Source organism: Pseudomonas sp. P4_C1, from assembly GCF_056402155.1.
In genome coordinates this window covers 81,193-96,901 of record NZ_JBFUHY010000004.1, presented here as the reverse complement: position 1 = coordinate 96,901, position 15,709 = coordinate 81,193, and the positions used below count along the sequence as shown (strand labels likewise).

12 protein-coding genes are annotated in these 15,709 nt (G+C 60.1%); 7 read left to right on the top strand and 5 right to left on the bottom strand.

The window, feature by feature from the left end:
• Window positions 1-18: 18 nt before the first annotated feature.
• The 3 genes from AC1DU9_RS03965 to AC1DU9_RS03955 form a co-directional block, all read right to left on the bottom strand.
• On the bottom strand, window positions 19-1,245 hold the full coding sequence (locus AC1DU9_RS03965; protein WP_223458222.1) for a hypothetical protein: 1,227 nt from the start codon (window positions 1,243-1,245) through the stop codon (window positions 19-21).
• Window positions 1,246-1,249: 4 nt separating this feature from the next.
• The gene (locus tag AC1DU9_RS03960) at window positions 1,250-3,775 is read right to left on the bottom strand and encodes a CS1-pili formation C-terminal domain-containing protein (protein WP_223458220.1); all 2,526 of its coding nucleotides are present in this window, start codon (window positions 3,773-3,775) and stop codon (window positions 1,250-1,252) included.
• Window positions 3,776-3,884: 109 nt separating this feature from the next.
• On the bottom strand, window positions 3,885-4,379 hold the full coding sequence (locus AC1DU9_RS03955; protein ID WP_223458218.1) for a CS1 type fimbrial major subunit: 495 nt from the start codon (window positions 4,377-4,379) through the stop codon (window positions 3,885-3,887).
• Window positions 4,380-4,889: 510 nt separating this feature from the next.
• Between AC1DU9_RS03955 and AC1DU9_RS03950 the strand changes: the two genes are divergently transcribed.
• The gene (locus tag AC1DU9_RS03950) at window positions 4,890-5,465 is read left to right on the top strand and encodes a PadR family transcriptional regulator (RefSeq protein WP_223458216.1); all 576 of its coding nucleotides are present in this window, start codon (window positions 4,890-4,892) and stop codon (window positions 5,463-5,465) included.
• Window positions 5,462-6,244 carry a siderophore-interacting protein gene (locus AC1DU9_RS03945; protein WP_223458214.1) on the top strand — a complete coding sequence of 261 codons (783 nt, stop codon included), beginning with the start codon at window positions 5,462-5,464 and terminating at the stop codon, window positions 6,242-6,244. The genes AC1DU9_RS03950 and AC1DU9_RS03945 overlap by 4 nt, the downstream gene beginning before the upstream one ends.
• Window positions 6,245-6,347: 103 nt before the next feature.
• On the opposite strand, the gene AC1DU9_RS03940 is transcribed toward AC1DU9_RS03945, so the two are convergent.
• A complete protein-coding gene (locus tag AC1DU9_RS03940; protein WP_223458212.1) occupies window positions 6,348-7,007 on the bottom strand; it encodes a Pr6Pr family membrane protein in 660 nt (219 codons plus the stop codon).
• A gap of 2 nt (window positions 7,008-7,009) precedes the next feature.
• Window positions 7,010-7,240 (bottom strand): VF530 family protein, encoded by a 231-nt coding sequence (locus AC1DU9_RS03935; protein ID WP_223458210.1) that lies wholly within the window; start codon window positions 7,238-7,240, stop codon window positions 7,010-7,012.
• Between the two features lie 306 nt (window positions 7,241-7,546).
• Here AC1DU9_RS03935 and AC1DU9_RS03930 point away from each other — a divergent pair, with 306 nt between their 5' ends.
• The 5 genes from AC1DU9_RS03930 (at window position 7,547) to AC1DU9_RS03910 (ending at window position 15,614) form a co-directional block, all read left to right on the top strand.
• Complete coding sequence (locus AC1DU9_RS03930) at window positions 7,547-8,929, top strand: carbohydrate porin (protein ID WP_223458208.1); 1,383 nt, start codon at window positions 7,547-7,549, stop codon at window positions 8,927-8,929.
• 223 nt (window positions 8,930-9,152) lie between these two features.
• Window positions 9,153-11,564 (top strand): glucose/quinate/shikimate family membrane-bound PQQ-dependent dehydrogenase, encoded by a 2,412-nt coding sequence (locus tag AC1DU9_RS03925; protein WP_223458206.1) that lies wholly within the window; start codon window positions 9,153-9,155, stop codon window positions 11,562-11,564.
• A 303-nt stretch (window positions 11,565-11,867) separates the two neighbouring features.
• Window positions 11,868-14,285, top strand: coding sequence for an endopeptidase La (gene lon, locus AC1DU9_RS03920; protein ID WP_223458204.1), 2,418 nt, complete (start codon window positions 11,868-11,870; stop codon window positions 14,283-14,285).
• Window positions 14,286-14,583: 298 nt separating this feature from the next.
• Window positions 14,584-14,976, top strand: a complete 393-nt coding sequence (locus AC1DU9_RS03915) for a protease inhibitor I42 family protein (RefSeq protein WP_223458202.1) — start codon at window positions 14,584-14,586, stop codon at window positions 14,974-14,976.
• 2 nt (window positions 14,977-14,978) lie between these two features.
• The gene (locus AC1DU9_RS03910) at window positions 14,979-15,614 is read left to right on the top strand and encodes a lysoplasmalogenase (RefSeq protein WP_477809865.1); all 636 of its coding nucleotides are present in this window, start codon (window positions 14,979-14,981) and stop codon (window positions 15,612-15,614) included.
• Window positions 15,615-15,709: the final 95 nt, after the last annotated feature.

Here is a 15,709-nt window from a genome sequence, read left to right as displayed (position 1 = left end):
TGGGCCAGCCCCGAACGATCAGACTTCAGAATCCCAGATCACTGTGACATTGCCTGTGAAAGGCCTACCTTCGGATTTGTCTATCAGCCAGTGGGTGTACCGCTCGTCCACTTCGAAATGCAGCGTTCCGGGCTTGCGATCGACATAGATACCCGGCAGAAACGGGCTTGTAGGAGCACGGCGACTCAACGGCATTCGCCTGACCGGTTGCCCGGCGCTGTCGGTCAACCCGTTAGGCAAGGTGACGCTGATTTCTACAGCTCCCCCGTAACGCCCTCCACGATCAACAATGGCGCAGCCCGAGCCGGCGCCCGCATCGTGGTGCTCGCAGTCCAGCCTCATCGTGAATCGCGACGAGGCGGAAATATTGAAGGTCTGATCGCGATACAGGCGCACAGGCTTGCGCCCCTGTTCCAGCCAGCCGCGCCATCCGCCTTGGGGTTCCAGCACGATTTTGTTGCCGCCGGGTGGAATCTCCACCTTCAGGGTGTGCTGTACGTCAAGGACAAAGTCCAGGGTCAGGTTGCCGTCGTTCGGAAGCAACACCTGCCCCATATCGAAATCGCCGCCAGGTCCAATGCTGTACGACATTGCACCGGTATAGAGACCGGATGACATGCCCAACGGATTGGGGGTGCGCAGCTCATAGGCAAAATCGAGGGTGTCGAAGTAAATGGACGGAATGAAGTAAGCCGCTACCTTGACGCAGGAGGCCTCTACGGGTGTTTTCCAGAAAAACCGATAGCTCTCAGGGCTGTACGACCCGACACCGCTGTACCGGCAGGGCGCAGGCGCATAAACCCAACTGCTGCTGGTCCAGAGTTTCTGATGGCCTTCAAGGGGGTCGCTCACTCCCACCAGCTTGGCGGCCGATTCACTCAGGAAAAAATTCGAGCCGACGCCGGTAATGCGCACTTCAACGGTCTCCCTCTCCTGTGTCGCGGCGTTAGTCACCGTCAGTCGTCGCCAGTTTGCCGGCACCTTCAACGGGATCCCTTCTCCAGATCCGATGAAGCGGCTGGCAGTGAAGCGGATCGGCAATTGAATGCTGAACATATTGTTTTGCTCGCATTCGCCCGGATAGCTCGCGCAATAACCACTGTTCGACGTTTTGTTGATAAACACGTTTCTGCTCGGCTGTGACGGATCGGGCTGAAACAGCGCCCGGATCTCCCGATTCACCGCCTGCGCCTCAGGCACGCTCAGCGCCAGTAACAACCCCAGGCAACACAAAGACTTTTTCATAGATTCAACCCGCCGTCCGTTCGGTGAATGTGACATCCGCCAGGGTGTCCGGCGTGCAGCGCAGATCCCCGATCATCAACACGTTGTTTTCACTGCGATGTCGGCTGGCATCGAGACGGAACTGGCACAGCAACTGGTTGCCTTGACGCACTTCCAGCGTCGGTGAACCGGCATTCATTTCCATCGAGAAGAAACCATCGACTTCCGTCACCCCGCGACTGGCGTGGTTGATCACGTGATGGCCCTTGAGCGGCTGGCCTTTGGCATCGACCAGCCGGCCGAGCACGGTCAGGGTTTTCATCACGCGGACCTTGCGGTACTCCACCCCGCCCTTGTTCAGGTGATAGCGGGTGCGGGCGGGCTCGATGGTCGCCGCCGGGACATGGTTGCCCTCGAAGTCGAAACTCACCGAGCTGTTCTGATACGCGGTAATCGGGATGAAGTTGCGGCCGGGCTTCAACATCGCACCGCCGCCGCTGTAATCGTCGGCGCGCAGGGTAATGTCATCGATGTCCGATTCCACATCGACAATCAGCGCCGCGCCGCGCATCTCATGCTGACTGGTCAGCATCATTTTCTCGGCGCCAATGGCCAGGGTGCTGTCCAGGTTCAGGCCGCCGGTAAAATTGCCGTTGAAGGACGAACGCTGAACGAAACCATCACCATTGATCGCGTCGGTACGAAAGTTGGCGAGGCTGGAAACGCCGACGCCGTAGGTGTCGGTGAGCGCCGTCACCGAGACGTTTTGCAGCACATGGTCTTTCAGGTCTTTGCGCCAGCCAATGGAGGCGTTGTTGTCGCGACCGCCATCCCGGGCCGTGCGCGAACCGATACTGCCGCTGATCTGCTGTCCAGGTGCGCCGAGTGCCAGGTTGACGCTCAAGTCGACGCCGCGATTGCGGTCATTACCGCTGCTGAAACTGCCCGGCCGATCGAACAACGACAGCCGCCAGTTGCCATCGCTGCCAAACAGGTTGGTGCGCTGGTTCCAGCCCAGATCGAGGCCGACGCCTTCGACGTTGCCCTCGCTGTGGGACACCCGCGCATTGATCGTGCTTTTGCTGCTGAGTCGATGATTGAGTGCCAGCGAGGAGTTGCTGGTCTGGCCGACGAACACATTACGTTGGCGCACCCGGGTGCCATCCGGCAGGGTTTCGAAAAGATTGGTGGTGTCCAGCCAGCTGCGGTTGTGGCTGATCACCACGCTGCCGGCGCCATAGTTATAGAGGCTTTGCAGATCGAGGCCGGTGCCATGATCCTGCGTCTGGTACACGTTGGCGAACAGGCTGATGTGATTGGCCAGGGTCCAGTCGATGGAACTGCCGTATTGCAGTTTTTCGCGGATTTGCCGCGCCGACAGCCCGAGGATGACTCGAGGGTGCATCAGGTAATTGACCGAGGCTCCTGCCGTGGGACTGCCACTGGATTGTTGGTCCCAGTTGCTCAGCAGCTTGCTTTCTTCCCCGGCGAACAGGTTGTAGCGCCAGCGCTCATCGAGGTTGCGCCAGTTGTTGGGTTTGTAGACAAGTTCCTGGGTGGTGGAGGTGATCTGACCGTCTTCGATCAGGCGCACTTCCACCTCATAGATTCCGCCCGGCAACGGACGGGTGTCGAGGGTCTGCAAACCGGCGGGCACCGACTGGGTATTGATCAACAGACCGTCGCGATAGATTTCCACCGAGCCCTGGCGGTTGGCCGTGACGTAGATCGGATAGACGCTGGGCATCGGACTGTTGATGGCGAGGCTGTCGGAGCTGCCGTACATGACGCCGACAGCGGTATCGGGACTGGTGCCGAACGTGCGCGGCTGGCGGGTCAGTCCTTCGGAATTGGGGGTGAAATAGCCCAGGCGAAAGAAACTGCCTTGCAATTCGCGCTGGGTGTAAAGCTCGTGCACTGCGTGGTAAAGCTTGTCATCCGGACCGCCGAGGCGGGCCAGTTGCATATTGAACGTCTGGCTCCAGTTGCCCAGGCTCGCGCTGGCTTCAAGGCCATAGCGCCCGCCCAGATCCTGATCCTGGCCACCATTGAGATTGAGCTGGTTGCGCACCATCAGACCGCTGCTGCCGCCATCGGGCTGTTCGTAATAACGCTTGGCCTCGACGTCGCGCTCAGCATTTTCGGTGAGGATCGAGACGAGGGAGTTTTCCAGGTTGTAATGCACGGCAAGCACCTGATCCGGACACGAACCGGTGCATGTGCCCAGCGGCACGCCTGGCTTGAGATAACTGGCCCATTTTTCCCGCTCGGCGGGGCCGAAGCGGTTTTCGCTGGTGTCGGTAAATTCAAGTAACGTGATGCGATCATCACGGGACAACACCACCATCGCCTCTCCCAGCGGTTGCTGATCGAGTTCCACCCGAACAGCCAGAGGCACATCAAAAAAATGCTCCTCGAAATCTGCCGGCAGACCTTTGGCCTGGGCCAACAGACTTCGTGGTGTCGTACCGGCGGAAGAAACGGGAGCCGCCGCTGCACTGGCACAAAACAACAGCGCAAGCGCAGCCGCGATGGGTGTCATCGGGAACATGAACTCTTACTCTGGTTACGAACGGGTTGGAATCCGGCGGACAGGCCGGTCAGGTTGTCCGCCGGTTAACGCCACTTGAGCAGTTAGCGTTTGTTGCCATGAAGCTCGATCAAGGCGTGCCGACCGGAGCAACGGCGTCGAAGGTCATTGCGACCACACCGGTGTAGTCACCCGGCTGGAAAGTTGTGCCCTTGGCCGTGATTTTCAGCGGCGCGCGGTAGTTCGCGTCAGACTCGGATTCACCCACGACCATTTGTGGAGTGAGCGTCAGTTCCTTGTTATTGAACTCGACTTTCAAATCAATCGACTGAGCACCAGAGATCAATTTAGGTGCACTTTCCAGACTGGCGTGAACCGAGCCGTTATTGTTGCGCACGTCGAAGAAACCATTGACCTCTCCCATCTTGCCAGTGGCTGGCTGGAAGCTCATGTCCTGATCCTTGTTGACCAGATCAGGGTCGGTTGGCACTACATAGAAGCCATTGGTTGGCACGTGAGCGATGAGATTGATCGAGTGAGCAGCCTCGCCCGCGGCGAAAGCCATGGAGGATTGGAGAGCCAGAACAGCCAGTGGGGCAGCGATTGCAAATTTCTTGAACATCATTCAGTACCTGTTTTCTTTTAAAGGTTCGGCCCATTGAAAGTTCGGACAGCTCATAGCCGTAAAATCCGGTGGCTGTACGCTTTCAACGCCGGGGCATGATCGACTTATCGCTCTGGAAAGTAAGCAGGCAACTTCCTATGAGTTCGTAGTTCAACAACCTCATGACCAGAAAGACAAAACCGCAAAAAATCAAAATATCAAACAGTGACTGTAAGTTATGCCCTACATACAGTTTTATTGAAAAAACCAGACAGCGATTCCAGCCATTTAACATGGGGGTTTTACACCTTTTAAAATATAAACTCAAAAATTTTAGAGTAATAACTTTAAGATTCTTGAATAAACGGGTGTTCGTAGAAAGAGAGGCAGGCGGCAGGGGTTTTTCGATGGATTCCATACATTCTGCTGCGCCACCGCTCGTCGGCATGAGGTCGCCCCGCACGGAAAACGCCTTGATTCAGACTGAAGATATATCTTAAGTTATATCTAAACACGACGAGAGCAGACGAAATGAGAGACCATCATTCCCCCCATCGCGAACACGGTGACAGCCGCGACGGCTTCGAGAAACGCCCCGGCCGCGAACGCGGTGGTCGCGGCCCCAGGGTCTTCGCACCTGGCGATTTGAAATTGCTGCTGCTGGCGCTGATCGCCGAACAGCCCTGCCACGGCTATGACCTGATCCGCCAGATTGAAAGCATGTTCGACGGCGCCTACAGCCCAAGCCCTGGGGTGATTTACCCAACCCTGACCTTTCTGGAAGAGAGCGAAATGATTCAGGGCGATGCCGAAGGTGGAAAAAAACGTTACAGCGTGACCGACGCCGGACGTCTGTCTTTAAGTGAACAAGCGATTGCCCTAGACGGCGTGCGCATGCGGATCGAAGTCAGCAAGCGCTCATTGCGCGGCCATGATCGTCCGGCGGAAATCCACGAAGCGGTGCATAACCTGCGCCACGCCCTGCAAATGCACCATGGCCGCTGGAGCCCGGAGGAAATCCTGCGGGTACGCGATCTGCTCAACAACACCGCCAAAGCCATCGTCGACGGCCCCGCCGTTCAACCCGTTCAGGAGAACGCCGAATGACTGAAGTGATCACCACCATTCACCGTGTCATGCACGAAATCAAACGCCGCCGCCTGGAGGTGCTGCGGGTGGTCGACCTGACCCCGCGCATGCGCCGGATTACCTTGGGCGGCCCCGAACTGGCAGGCTTCGTCAGCCTCGGCACAGACGATCACGTCAAACTGCTGTTCCCGCAGAACGCCGAGCAAGCGGTGGCGCTGGAAACCCTGGTGCTGGGCGCAGGCAAGGACAACGGCCCGCTGCCTGAAATGCGCGACTACACCCCGCGCCGCTACGACCTCAATACCCTGGAGCTGGACATCGACTTCGTGCTGCACGGCGACGGCCCGGCTTCGACCTGGGCCGAGCAGGCCAAACCCGGGCAGTTCCTGCACATCGGCGGGCCCCGTGGCTCGATGATCGTGCCGGACATCTTCGACAGCTACTTGCTGATCGGCGACGAAACCGCCCTGCCCGCCATCGCCCGGCGCCTGGAAGGCCTGGCGGCCAACCGCCGTGCGTTGGTGATCGTGGAAGTGGAAAACGGCAAGGAGCAGCAAGTGCTGCACAGTGCGGCCGAGGTCAATGTGATCTGGGTGCTGCGCGAAGGTGGCAAAGATCATTTGTTGAGCACCGTGCGCCAGATCCAGGTGCCTGTCGGCAGCCTGTACGCGTGGGTGGCGACCGAGAGCAAAGTGTCGCGACAGATTCGTCGGGTGTTGCTCGATGAGCACGGGCTGGACGAGCAATTCGTCAAGGCGATTGGCTACTGGAAACTGGGGGACAGCGAGGAGGAGTAACTGGCGTCAGGCCCCATCGCGAGCAGGCTCGCTCCCACACTGGAACTGTGTACACCCGCCCTTTGTAGGAGCGAGCCTGCTCGCGATGGCGGCGCCTCAGACACTACAAACGCTGACTCTTGGTGCGAGATCCAAGCCACCGATCCAGCCCGATCACCAGCAGCGCAATCACCACAAACCCCGCCAACAACCCGCCGGCATTGATGAACACCTGTGGATAACCCAGCTTGTCGACATCAATGAACGGATACGGGTAAACCGCCAGCAGATGCCCGCGCAACAGTGAATAGGCGAAATACAGCAGCGGATAAATCACCCACAGCGCGATGTGCCACACGCGCAATGTGCCTTTGGGCACATAACGCCACCAATACCCCAGAAACAGCGCTGGCATGATGTCATGCAACAGCTCATCGGCCAGCCATTGCCAACCCTCGGGGTGCCACAAGTGACGCAGCAGCAGGTTGTAGGCCAGGCTCACCACGGCGATGCTCACGGCAATCGCACTGCTGACCCAAGGCTGCAGGAACCAACGGCGCGCGGCTGACTCGCGGGTTGTCCATTCACAGGTCAGCACGGTCGCCACCAGGGTGTTGCTCAGCACGGTGAAATAGCTGAAAAAACTCATCAGCCCGCCGATCAGGCTGGCGCCCAGCGTCCAGCGTGAATGGAGAATCAGGTACATCTGGATGCTCAATCCCGCCCAGCCGAGCGTGGCAGCCACAGCCACAAAACGGCGGCGAAACCCGGACGGATTGACCATGTTCAAAGCGGTCGTTTGGTGCGCATCAACTTCACATACAGGCGTTCGACCTTTTCTCGCGCCCATGGGGTTTTACGCAGGAACGTCAGGCTTGACTTGATGCTCGGGTCGCTCTTGAAGCAGCGGATATCGATGCGTTCGGCCAGCCCCGACCACTCGTAGTGTTCAACCAGCGCGTTGAGGATCTGTTCCAGCGTCACGCCGTGCAGCGGGTCAGAGTTGTGTTCGGTCATGCCGGGCCTTCGAGCAGAGTGGGAATTGGAAGCCGCGCACCTTACGTTAAATGTAGGTGAAACGGAAAAGATCGCAGTCTGCGGCAGCTCCTGCATTGGAATCCGTATCCTGTAGGGGCTGCCGCAGGCTGCGATCTTTTGTCACTGTTACCAAATCCGAAACGATGCATGTCAGCAAAAGCCCTTTCTCTATTTGTAACAGATCATTATCCTTGCGCCCGCCGCCTGCTGAAACGCTTCTTCTGCTAATTTCACGCCTGCCGCTTTCCGTTTATCCCCCAGAAAAAGATCAAGAACTCCGTCTCTATGCCTGACTTTAAATCTTTGCGAGACAGCGCTGTCTTTGCAACTGCTGCCCATCGAAACTTCCTGCCCCTGATTGGTGGCCTCACCGCGCTGGGCCTTGCCTCCTGCGTTCAGGCGGCACCTGCCTTCGATAGCGATTCACCGTGGATGCTCGGTGACTGGAATGGCACTCGCACCGAACTCGCGGAAAAAGGCTACGACTTCAAAGTCGATTACACCGGTGAAATGGGCAGCAATCTGCACGGCGGCTACGACCATGACCGCACCGCGCGCTACAGCGACCAGTTCGGCCTGGGCACCCACCTGGACTTGCAGAAGATCCTCGGCTGGGATGACGCCGAGTTCCAGTTGACCATCACCGAACGCAACGGCAACAACATCAGCAACGACCGCATCAACGACCCGCGTGTCGGCGGCTTCACTTCGGCCCAGGAAGTCTGGGGCCGCGGCCAGACCTGGCGCCTGACGCAGATGTGGTATCAGCAGAAATTCTTCGATGAAAAACTCGACATCAAGGTCGGCCGTTTCGGTGAAGGCGAAGACTTCAACAGCTTCCCCTGCGACTTCCAGAACCTAGCGTTCTGCGGATCCCAGGTCGGCAACTGGGCGGGTGACATCTGGTACAACTGGCCGGTCAGCCAGTGGGCGATGCGGGTCAAATATCACCTGACGCCGCAGTTGTACGCGCAGATCGGTGCGTTTGAGCAGAACTCGTCGAACCTGGATCGCAACAACGGCTTCAAGCTGAGCGGCAGCGGCACCCAGGGCGCGGTCCTGCCGGTGGAACTGGTGTGGACGCCGAAGCTCAATGGCCTGCCGGGTGAATACCGCGCCGGTTACTACTACAGCAGCGCCAGCGCCACCGATGTCTACAAGGACAGCAATGGCCAGCCTGCCGCCCTGAGTGGCGAAGCCTACCGCAGCGCCTCGAGCAAGCACGGCCTGTGGCTGGGCCTTCAGCAGCAAGTCACCAGCCTGGCCAGCGACCACTCCCGTGGCCTGAGCCTGTTCGCCAACGGCACGATGCACGACAAGAAGACCAACGCGATCGACAACTACGTCCAGGCCGGACTTGTCTACAAAGGCCCGTTCGACGCGCGCGCCCGGGACGACATCGGTTTCGCCATGGCCCGCGTTCACGTCAACCCGGCCTTTCGCAAAAATGCCGAGGCGACCAACCAGGCCAACGCGGTCTTCGATTTCGACAATCCGACCTTCCTGCCGCCCCAAGACACCGAGTACAGCGCCGAACTCTACTACGGCGTGCATGTGACCAACTGGCTGACCGTACGCCCGAACCTGCAATACATCCGCCATCCCGGTGGCGTGAACGAGGTCGATGACGCGCTGATCGGCGGGATCAAGGTCCAGTCTTCTTTCTAAAAAACACCGAAAAAACCTGTGGGAGCGAGCTTGCTCGCGATGGACGTCAACGATAACGCTGCGAACCTGATACCCCGCGTCGTTCTCGGGTTTTTCGCGAGCAGGCTCGCTCCTACAAGGGTATGCGTCAACTGAATCGATTTATCTGAACCACGCCCGCGCCGGATCGTCATCTACAGTGAACTTGCGCGGGACTACTTGAAACGTCACGGAGAATCACACTATGAGCACTGATGGTGCCTTGAGTCGAAGCCGTCTGTTGCCGACCCTGCTCGGCATTCTGCTTCTACTGATGGGCCTGGCCATGCTGGCCGGGGGGATCAAGCTGAGCATGCTTGGCGGCTCGCTGTATTACCTGCTGGCCGGTATCGGCATCGCGCTGAGCGGCGTGTTGCTGATCGCCGTCCGCCGCGCGGCGCTAGGCCTGTACGCACTGGTGCTGTTCGCCAGTACCGTTTGGGCGCTGTGGGAAGTTGGCCTGGACTGGTGGCAACTGGTGCCGCGCCTGGCGCTGTGGTTCGCCCTCGGTGTGGTGATGCTGCTGCCGTGGTTCCGTCGTCCATTGCTGATCAACGGCCCTGCCCCCATGGGCACTGGCGCCTTGAGCGTGGCCGTGGTCCTGGCCGGCGCCACCGCCGTGGCCAGCCAGTTCACCCATCCGGGCGAGACCTTGGGCGAACTGGGTCGTGACTCGGCTGACATGACCAGCACTGCGCCGCAGATGCCCGAAGGCGACTGGCAGGCCTATGGCCGCAGCGAATTCGGTGACCGCTACTCGCCGCTCAAGCAGATCACCCCGGCCAACGCCGGCAAGCTGCAAGAAGCCTGGCGTATCCAGACCGGCGACCTGCCAACCGCCGATGACCCGGTGGAACTGACCAACGAAAACACCCCCCTCAAGGCCAACGGCATGCTCTATGCCTGCACCGCCCATAGCAAGGTGCTGGCGCTGGACCCGGACACCGGCAAGGAACTGTGGCGTTTCGACCCGCAGATCAAGAGCCCGGTGGGCTTCAAGGGCTTCGCCCACATGACCTGCCGTGGCGTGTCGTACTACGACGAAGCGGCCTACGCCAAGTCTGAAAACGCGGCCTCCGCAGTGATTTCCGAGGCCGGTAAAGCCGTCGCCCAGGCTTGCCCGCGTCGTCTGTACCTGCCGACCGCCGATGCGCGCCTGATCGCACTCAACGCCGACACCGGCAAGGTCTGCGAAGATTTCGGTAAAAACGGTTTGGTTGACCTGACTCAAGGCATCGGACCGTTCACCCCAGGTGGCTACTACGCCACCTCGCCGGCAGCGATCACCCGTGACCTGGTGATCATGGGCGGCCACGTCACCGACAACGAGTCGACCAACGAGCCATCCGGCGTGATCCGGGCCTTTGACGTACACGACGGTCATCTGGTGTGGAACTGGGACAGCAACAATCCCGACGCAACCGAACCGCTGCCAGAGGGCGAGCACTACAGCCGCAACTCGGCCAACATGTGGTCGCTGGCCAGCGTCGACGAAAAACTCGGCATGGTCTACCTGCCACTGGGCAACCAGACCCCAGACCAGTGGGGCGCAGACCGCACCCCGGGCGCCGAGAAGTTCAGTGCCGGCCTGGTCGCGCTGGACCTGGCCACCGGCAAGGTGCGCTGGAACTACCAGTTCACTCACCACGACTTGTGGGATATGGACGTCGGCAGCCAGCCAACCCTGCTGGACATGAAAACCGCCGACGGCATCAAGCCGGCTGTGATCCAACCGACCAAGCAAGGCAGCCTGTACGTCCTCGACCGTCGCGACGGCACGCCGATCATCCCGATCAAGGAAATCCCGGCTCCGCAAGGCGCCGTGAAAGGCGACCACACCGCGCCGACCCAGGCCCGTTCGGACCTGAACCTGCTGGCCCCGGAACTGACCGAAAAAGCCATGTGGGGCGCCAGCCCGTTTGACCAGATGCTGTGCCGCATCCAGTTCAAGGAGCTGCGTTATGAAGGTCAGTACACCCCGCCGTCGGAACAGGGCAGCCTGATCTATCCGGGTAACGTCGGCGTCTTCAACTGGGGCGGCGTTTCGGTCGACCCGGTTCGCCAGATGCTGTTCACCAGCCCGAACTACATGGCCTTCGTCTCGAAAATGGTGCCTCGCGCCGAAGTCGCGGCCGGCAGCAAGCGCGAGAGCGAAACAGCGGGCGTGCAACCGAACACGGGCGCACCTTACGCGGTGATCATGCACCCGTTCATGTCGCCGTTCGGCGTACCGTGCCAGGCTCCGGCCTGGGGCTACGTGGCCGGCATCGACCTGACCACCAGCAAAATCGTGTGGAAACGCAAGAACGGCACCAGCCGCGACAGCTCGCCATTGCCTATCGGCCTGCCACTCGGCGTGCCAAGCATGGGCGGCTCGATGGTCACCGCCGGCGGCGTCGGCTTCCTCAGCGGCACGCTGGATCAATACCTGCGCGCCTATGACGTCAACACCGGCAACGAGCTTTGGAAAGCGCGCCTGCCGGCTGGCGGTCAGGCTACGCCGATGACCTACACCGGCAAGGACGGCAAGCAGTACGTGCTGCTGGTCGTCGGTGGTCACGGCTCACTGGGCACCAAAATGGGTGACTATGTGATCGCGTACAAACTGTCCGAGTAAGTTTTAGCGGCGGTTCATTGAAAGGCGACGCCCTCACAGGCGTCGCCTTTTTTATGGTCACCATCGTCCCATTGTAGGAGCGAGCCTGCTCGCGATGAGGACATGACAGACATCCTTGAAGTGGCTGTCAGACCGCTATCGCGAGCAGGCTCGCTCCTACAGTTGAACGGTGTCGCGCCGAAATCCAGCTAACCTGTCTCTGCGCTGAACACACCAGCGAAACACCGCATTGCAGAAAATGACCGTTGAAACCACCGCCAACCTGCCCCATCTAAGACCCATACCCATTGCGCAGGTGCCCCTATGAGCGACCAGCAGGAATTCCCCGAAGACCCGAGCGAATACGCCGATCCGCAAAACGCCCCACAGCACAAACCCGGCAAAGGCCTGGCCTTGCCCGGCCAGAACCTGCCGGACAAGGTCTACATCATCCCGATTCACAACCGACCGTTCTTCCCGGCTCAGGTCCTGCCGGTCATCGTCAACGAAGAGCCGTGGGCCGAGACGCTCGACCTGGTGGCCAAGTCCGAACACCACTCCCTGGCCCTGTTCTACATGGACAGGCCCCAGGATGACCCGCGCCACTTCGACACCTCGGCCCTGCCGCTGTACGGCACGCTGGTCAAGGTGCACCACGCCAGCCGCGAAAACGGCAAACTGCAGTTCGTCGCCCAGGGCCTGACCCGCGTACGCCTCAAGACCTGGCTCAAGCATCACCGCCCGCCGTACCTGGTGGAAGTCGAATACCCGCACCAGCCCACCGAGCCGACCGACGAGGTCAAGGCCTACGGCATGGCGCTGATCAATGCGATCAAGGAACTGCTGCCGCTCAACCCGCTGTACAGCGAAGAGCTGAAGAACTACCTCAACCGCTTCAGCCCCAACGACCCGTCGCCGCTGACCGACTTCGCCGCCGCCCTCACTTCGGCCACCGGTAGTGAGCTGCAGGAAGTCCTCGACTGCGTACCCATGCTCAAGCGCATGGAAAAAGTCCTGCCGATGCTGCGCAAGGAAGTCGAGGTCGCGCGCCTGCAAAAAGAGATTTCCGCTGAAGTTAACCGCAAGATCGGCGAGCATCAGCGTGAGTTCTTCCTCAAGGAGCAACTCAAGGTCATCCAGCAGGAGCTGGGACTGACCAAGGACGACCGCAGCGCCGACCTCGAGCAGTTCGAACAGCGACTGACCGGTAAAGTACTGTCGCCACAAGCGCAGAAACGCATCGAAGAGGAAATGAACAAGCTGTCGGTCCTCGAAACCGGCTCGCCGGAGTATGCGGTCACCCGCAACTACCTCGACTGGGCGACCTCGGTGCCGTGGGGCGTGTACGGCGAGGACAAACTCGACCTCAAGCACGCGCGCAAGGTGCTGGACAAACACCACGCCGGCCTCGACGACATCAAGGACCGCATCCTCGAATTTCTCGCGGTCGGGGCCTATAAGGGCGAGATCAGTGGCTCCATCGTATTGCTGGTGGGCCCGCCGGGCGTGGGCAAGACCAGCGTCGGCAAATCCATCGCCGAATCCCTGGGCCGGCCGTTCTATCGCTTCAGCCTTGGCGGCATGCGCGACGAAGCCGAGATCAAGGGCCACCGCCGCACTTACATCGGCGCACAGCCGGGCAAACTGGTGCAGGCGTTGAAGGACGTCGAAGTGATGAACCCGGTGATCATGCTCGACGAGATTGACAAGATGGGCCAGAGCTACCAGGGCGACCCGGCCTCGGCGCTGCTGGAAACCCTGGATCCTGAGCAGAACGTCGAATTCCTCGACCACTATCTGGACCTGCGCCTGGACCTGTCGAAAGTGTTGTTCGTGTGCACCGCCAACACCCTCGATTCGATCCCCGGCCCGTTGCTGGACCGGATGGAAGTGATTCGCCTGTCGGGTTACATCACCGAAGAAAAAGTCGCCATCGCCAAGCGTCACCTGTGGCCCAAGCAGCTTGAGAAAGCCGGCGTGTCCAAGGGCAGCCTGAGCATCAGCGACAGCGCGCTCAAGGCACTGGTCGACGGTTATGCCCGTGAAGCGGGCGTGCGTCAGCTGGAAAAAAACCTCGGCAAACTGGTGCGCAAAGCTGTGATGAAACTGCTCGACGAGCCGAAAGCGGTGATCAAGCTCGGGCCGAAAGACCTCGAAACGTCGCTCGGCAAACCGGTGTTCCGCAACGAGCAGGTGCTGTCGGGTGTCGGCGTGATCACTGGCCTTGCCTGGACCAGCATGGGCGGCGCGACCCTGCCAATCGAAGCCACACGCATCCACACCCTCAACCGTGGCTTCAAGCTCACCGGGCAACTGGGTGACGTGATGAAAGAATCGGCGGAAATCGCCTACAGCTACGTCAGCTCGCACCTGAAGTCCTATGGCGGCGATCCGAAGTTCTTCGACGAAGCCTTCGTCCACCTGCACGTGCCGGAAGGCGCCACCCCGAAGGACGGCCCGAGCGCCGGTGTGACCATGGCCAGTGCCCTGCTGTCGCTGGCGCGCAATCAACCGCCGAAGAAAGGCGTGGCCATGACCGGTGAGCTGACATTGACCGGGCATGTACTGCCGATTGGCGGGGTGCGGGAAAAAGTGATTGCGGCGCGGCGACAGAAGATTTTCGAGCTGATTCTGCCAGAAGCGAATCAGGGGAGTTTCGAGGAACTGCCGGAGTATCTGAAGGAAGGGATTACCGTGCACTTTGCCAAGCGGTTTGCGGATGTGGCGAAGGTGCTTTTCTGATGTTCCTGTAGCGCCTGCACTACCGCTATCGCGAGCAAGCTCGCTCCCACAGTGGTCAGTGGTGTTCACACATTTTGTGTTCACTGCAAAAAACCTGTGTGGGCATTGCTCCCCACAATGATCGGTGGTGTTCACAAATTTTGTGTTCACTGCAAAACCCTGTGGGAGCGAGCTTGCTCCGGGCGGCGATCCGACGATGGCGTCAGCTCTGGCAGCACAGTCCAAGGCTGGCTGTCACACTTTGCCTCATCTTCAGTTATGCTCGCCGTTCGTCGTGAACGCCGGAGCCACTGACTTTATGTCCCACATTCGCCTGCTTGCCCCCCTCGCCCTCGCCTTGCTGGCCGGATGCGCCACGCAACCTGCAAACAACGTGACCGTGGAAAAACAAAGCGAATGCCCGGTGAAGCTCACCAACGGGCAAAACCTGATCCTGTCCCTGCCAAGCAACCCGACCACGGGTTATCGCTGGGCGATCCAGGATTCGGCCGGTGGCGTACTACACGCCTTGGGGCCAGAGGTTTATCGAAACCCGGAAGATGCCGGCATCGTCGGCTCGGCCGGAGTTTCGACCTGGCGTTTTCAAGCCTTCGCGACCGGCACCGGGCGCTTGCGCCTGACCTCGCAACAGCCGTGGGCACCGGAAGTGCTGCCGGTGGATTCGTTCGACTGCGCGATCTCGGTCAACTGAGCGTGGGCTGGCTGATTCTGGCGCTGATGGGTGCGGTGACCTTTTTCTACGGTCTGAGCGTGCATGCCGCGCTGCTGTGCCTGCTGGTCAAGCCACTGCCGGTGCTGGCCCTGCTCGGCTGGCTGCACGACGCACCGCCTGGTGAATATCGGCGCTGGATCAGCCTGGGTTTGATCTTCTCCCTGGCCGGCGACGTGTTGCTGGCATGGCCGGGGGATCTGTTTGTGTTTGGCCTTGGGGCGTTTCTGGTTGCGCATCTGGCTTATCTCAAGGCTTATCTGAGCGATTGCCGACGCCTGGCCGTGCTGCCGCTGGTGCTGGCCCTCGGTGTCGGCGCCGCCCTGCTGGGGATTCTGATTTCCAACGGCCTCGGGACATTGCTGGTGCCCGTGATTGTCTATGGCACGGCGATCAGCGCCATGCTCTGGCGCGCCCTGGCCCGACTCGGGACCGATGTTCCCAAGCGCTCAGCGCTGTTGGCGGCAGCGGGCGCGGTGGCGTTCGTGTTCTCCGACAGCGTGATTGGCATCAGCCGGTTTGTGGTGCCGTTCGATGCCGCACCTTACGTGATCATCCTCAGTTATTGGCTGGGGCAATGGGGAATCACTGCCTCGGTATTTGATCAGAAACCGAGTTGACCCCATCGCGAGCAAGCTCGCTCCCACAGGGATAGCGCTTTACCTATGGGAGCGAGCTTGCTCGCGATAGCGATATCACTGGCAACGAAGAATCC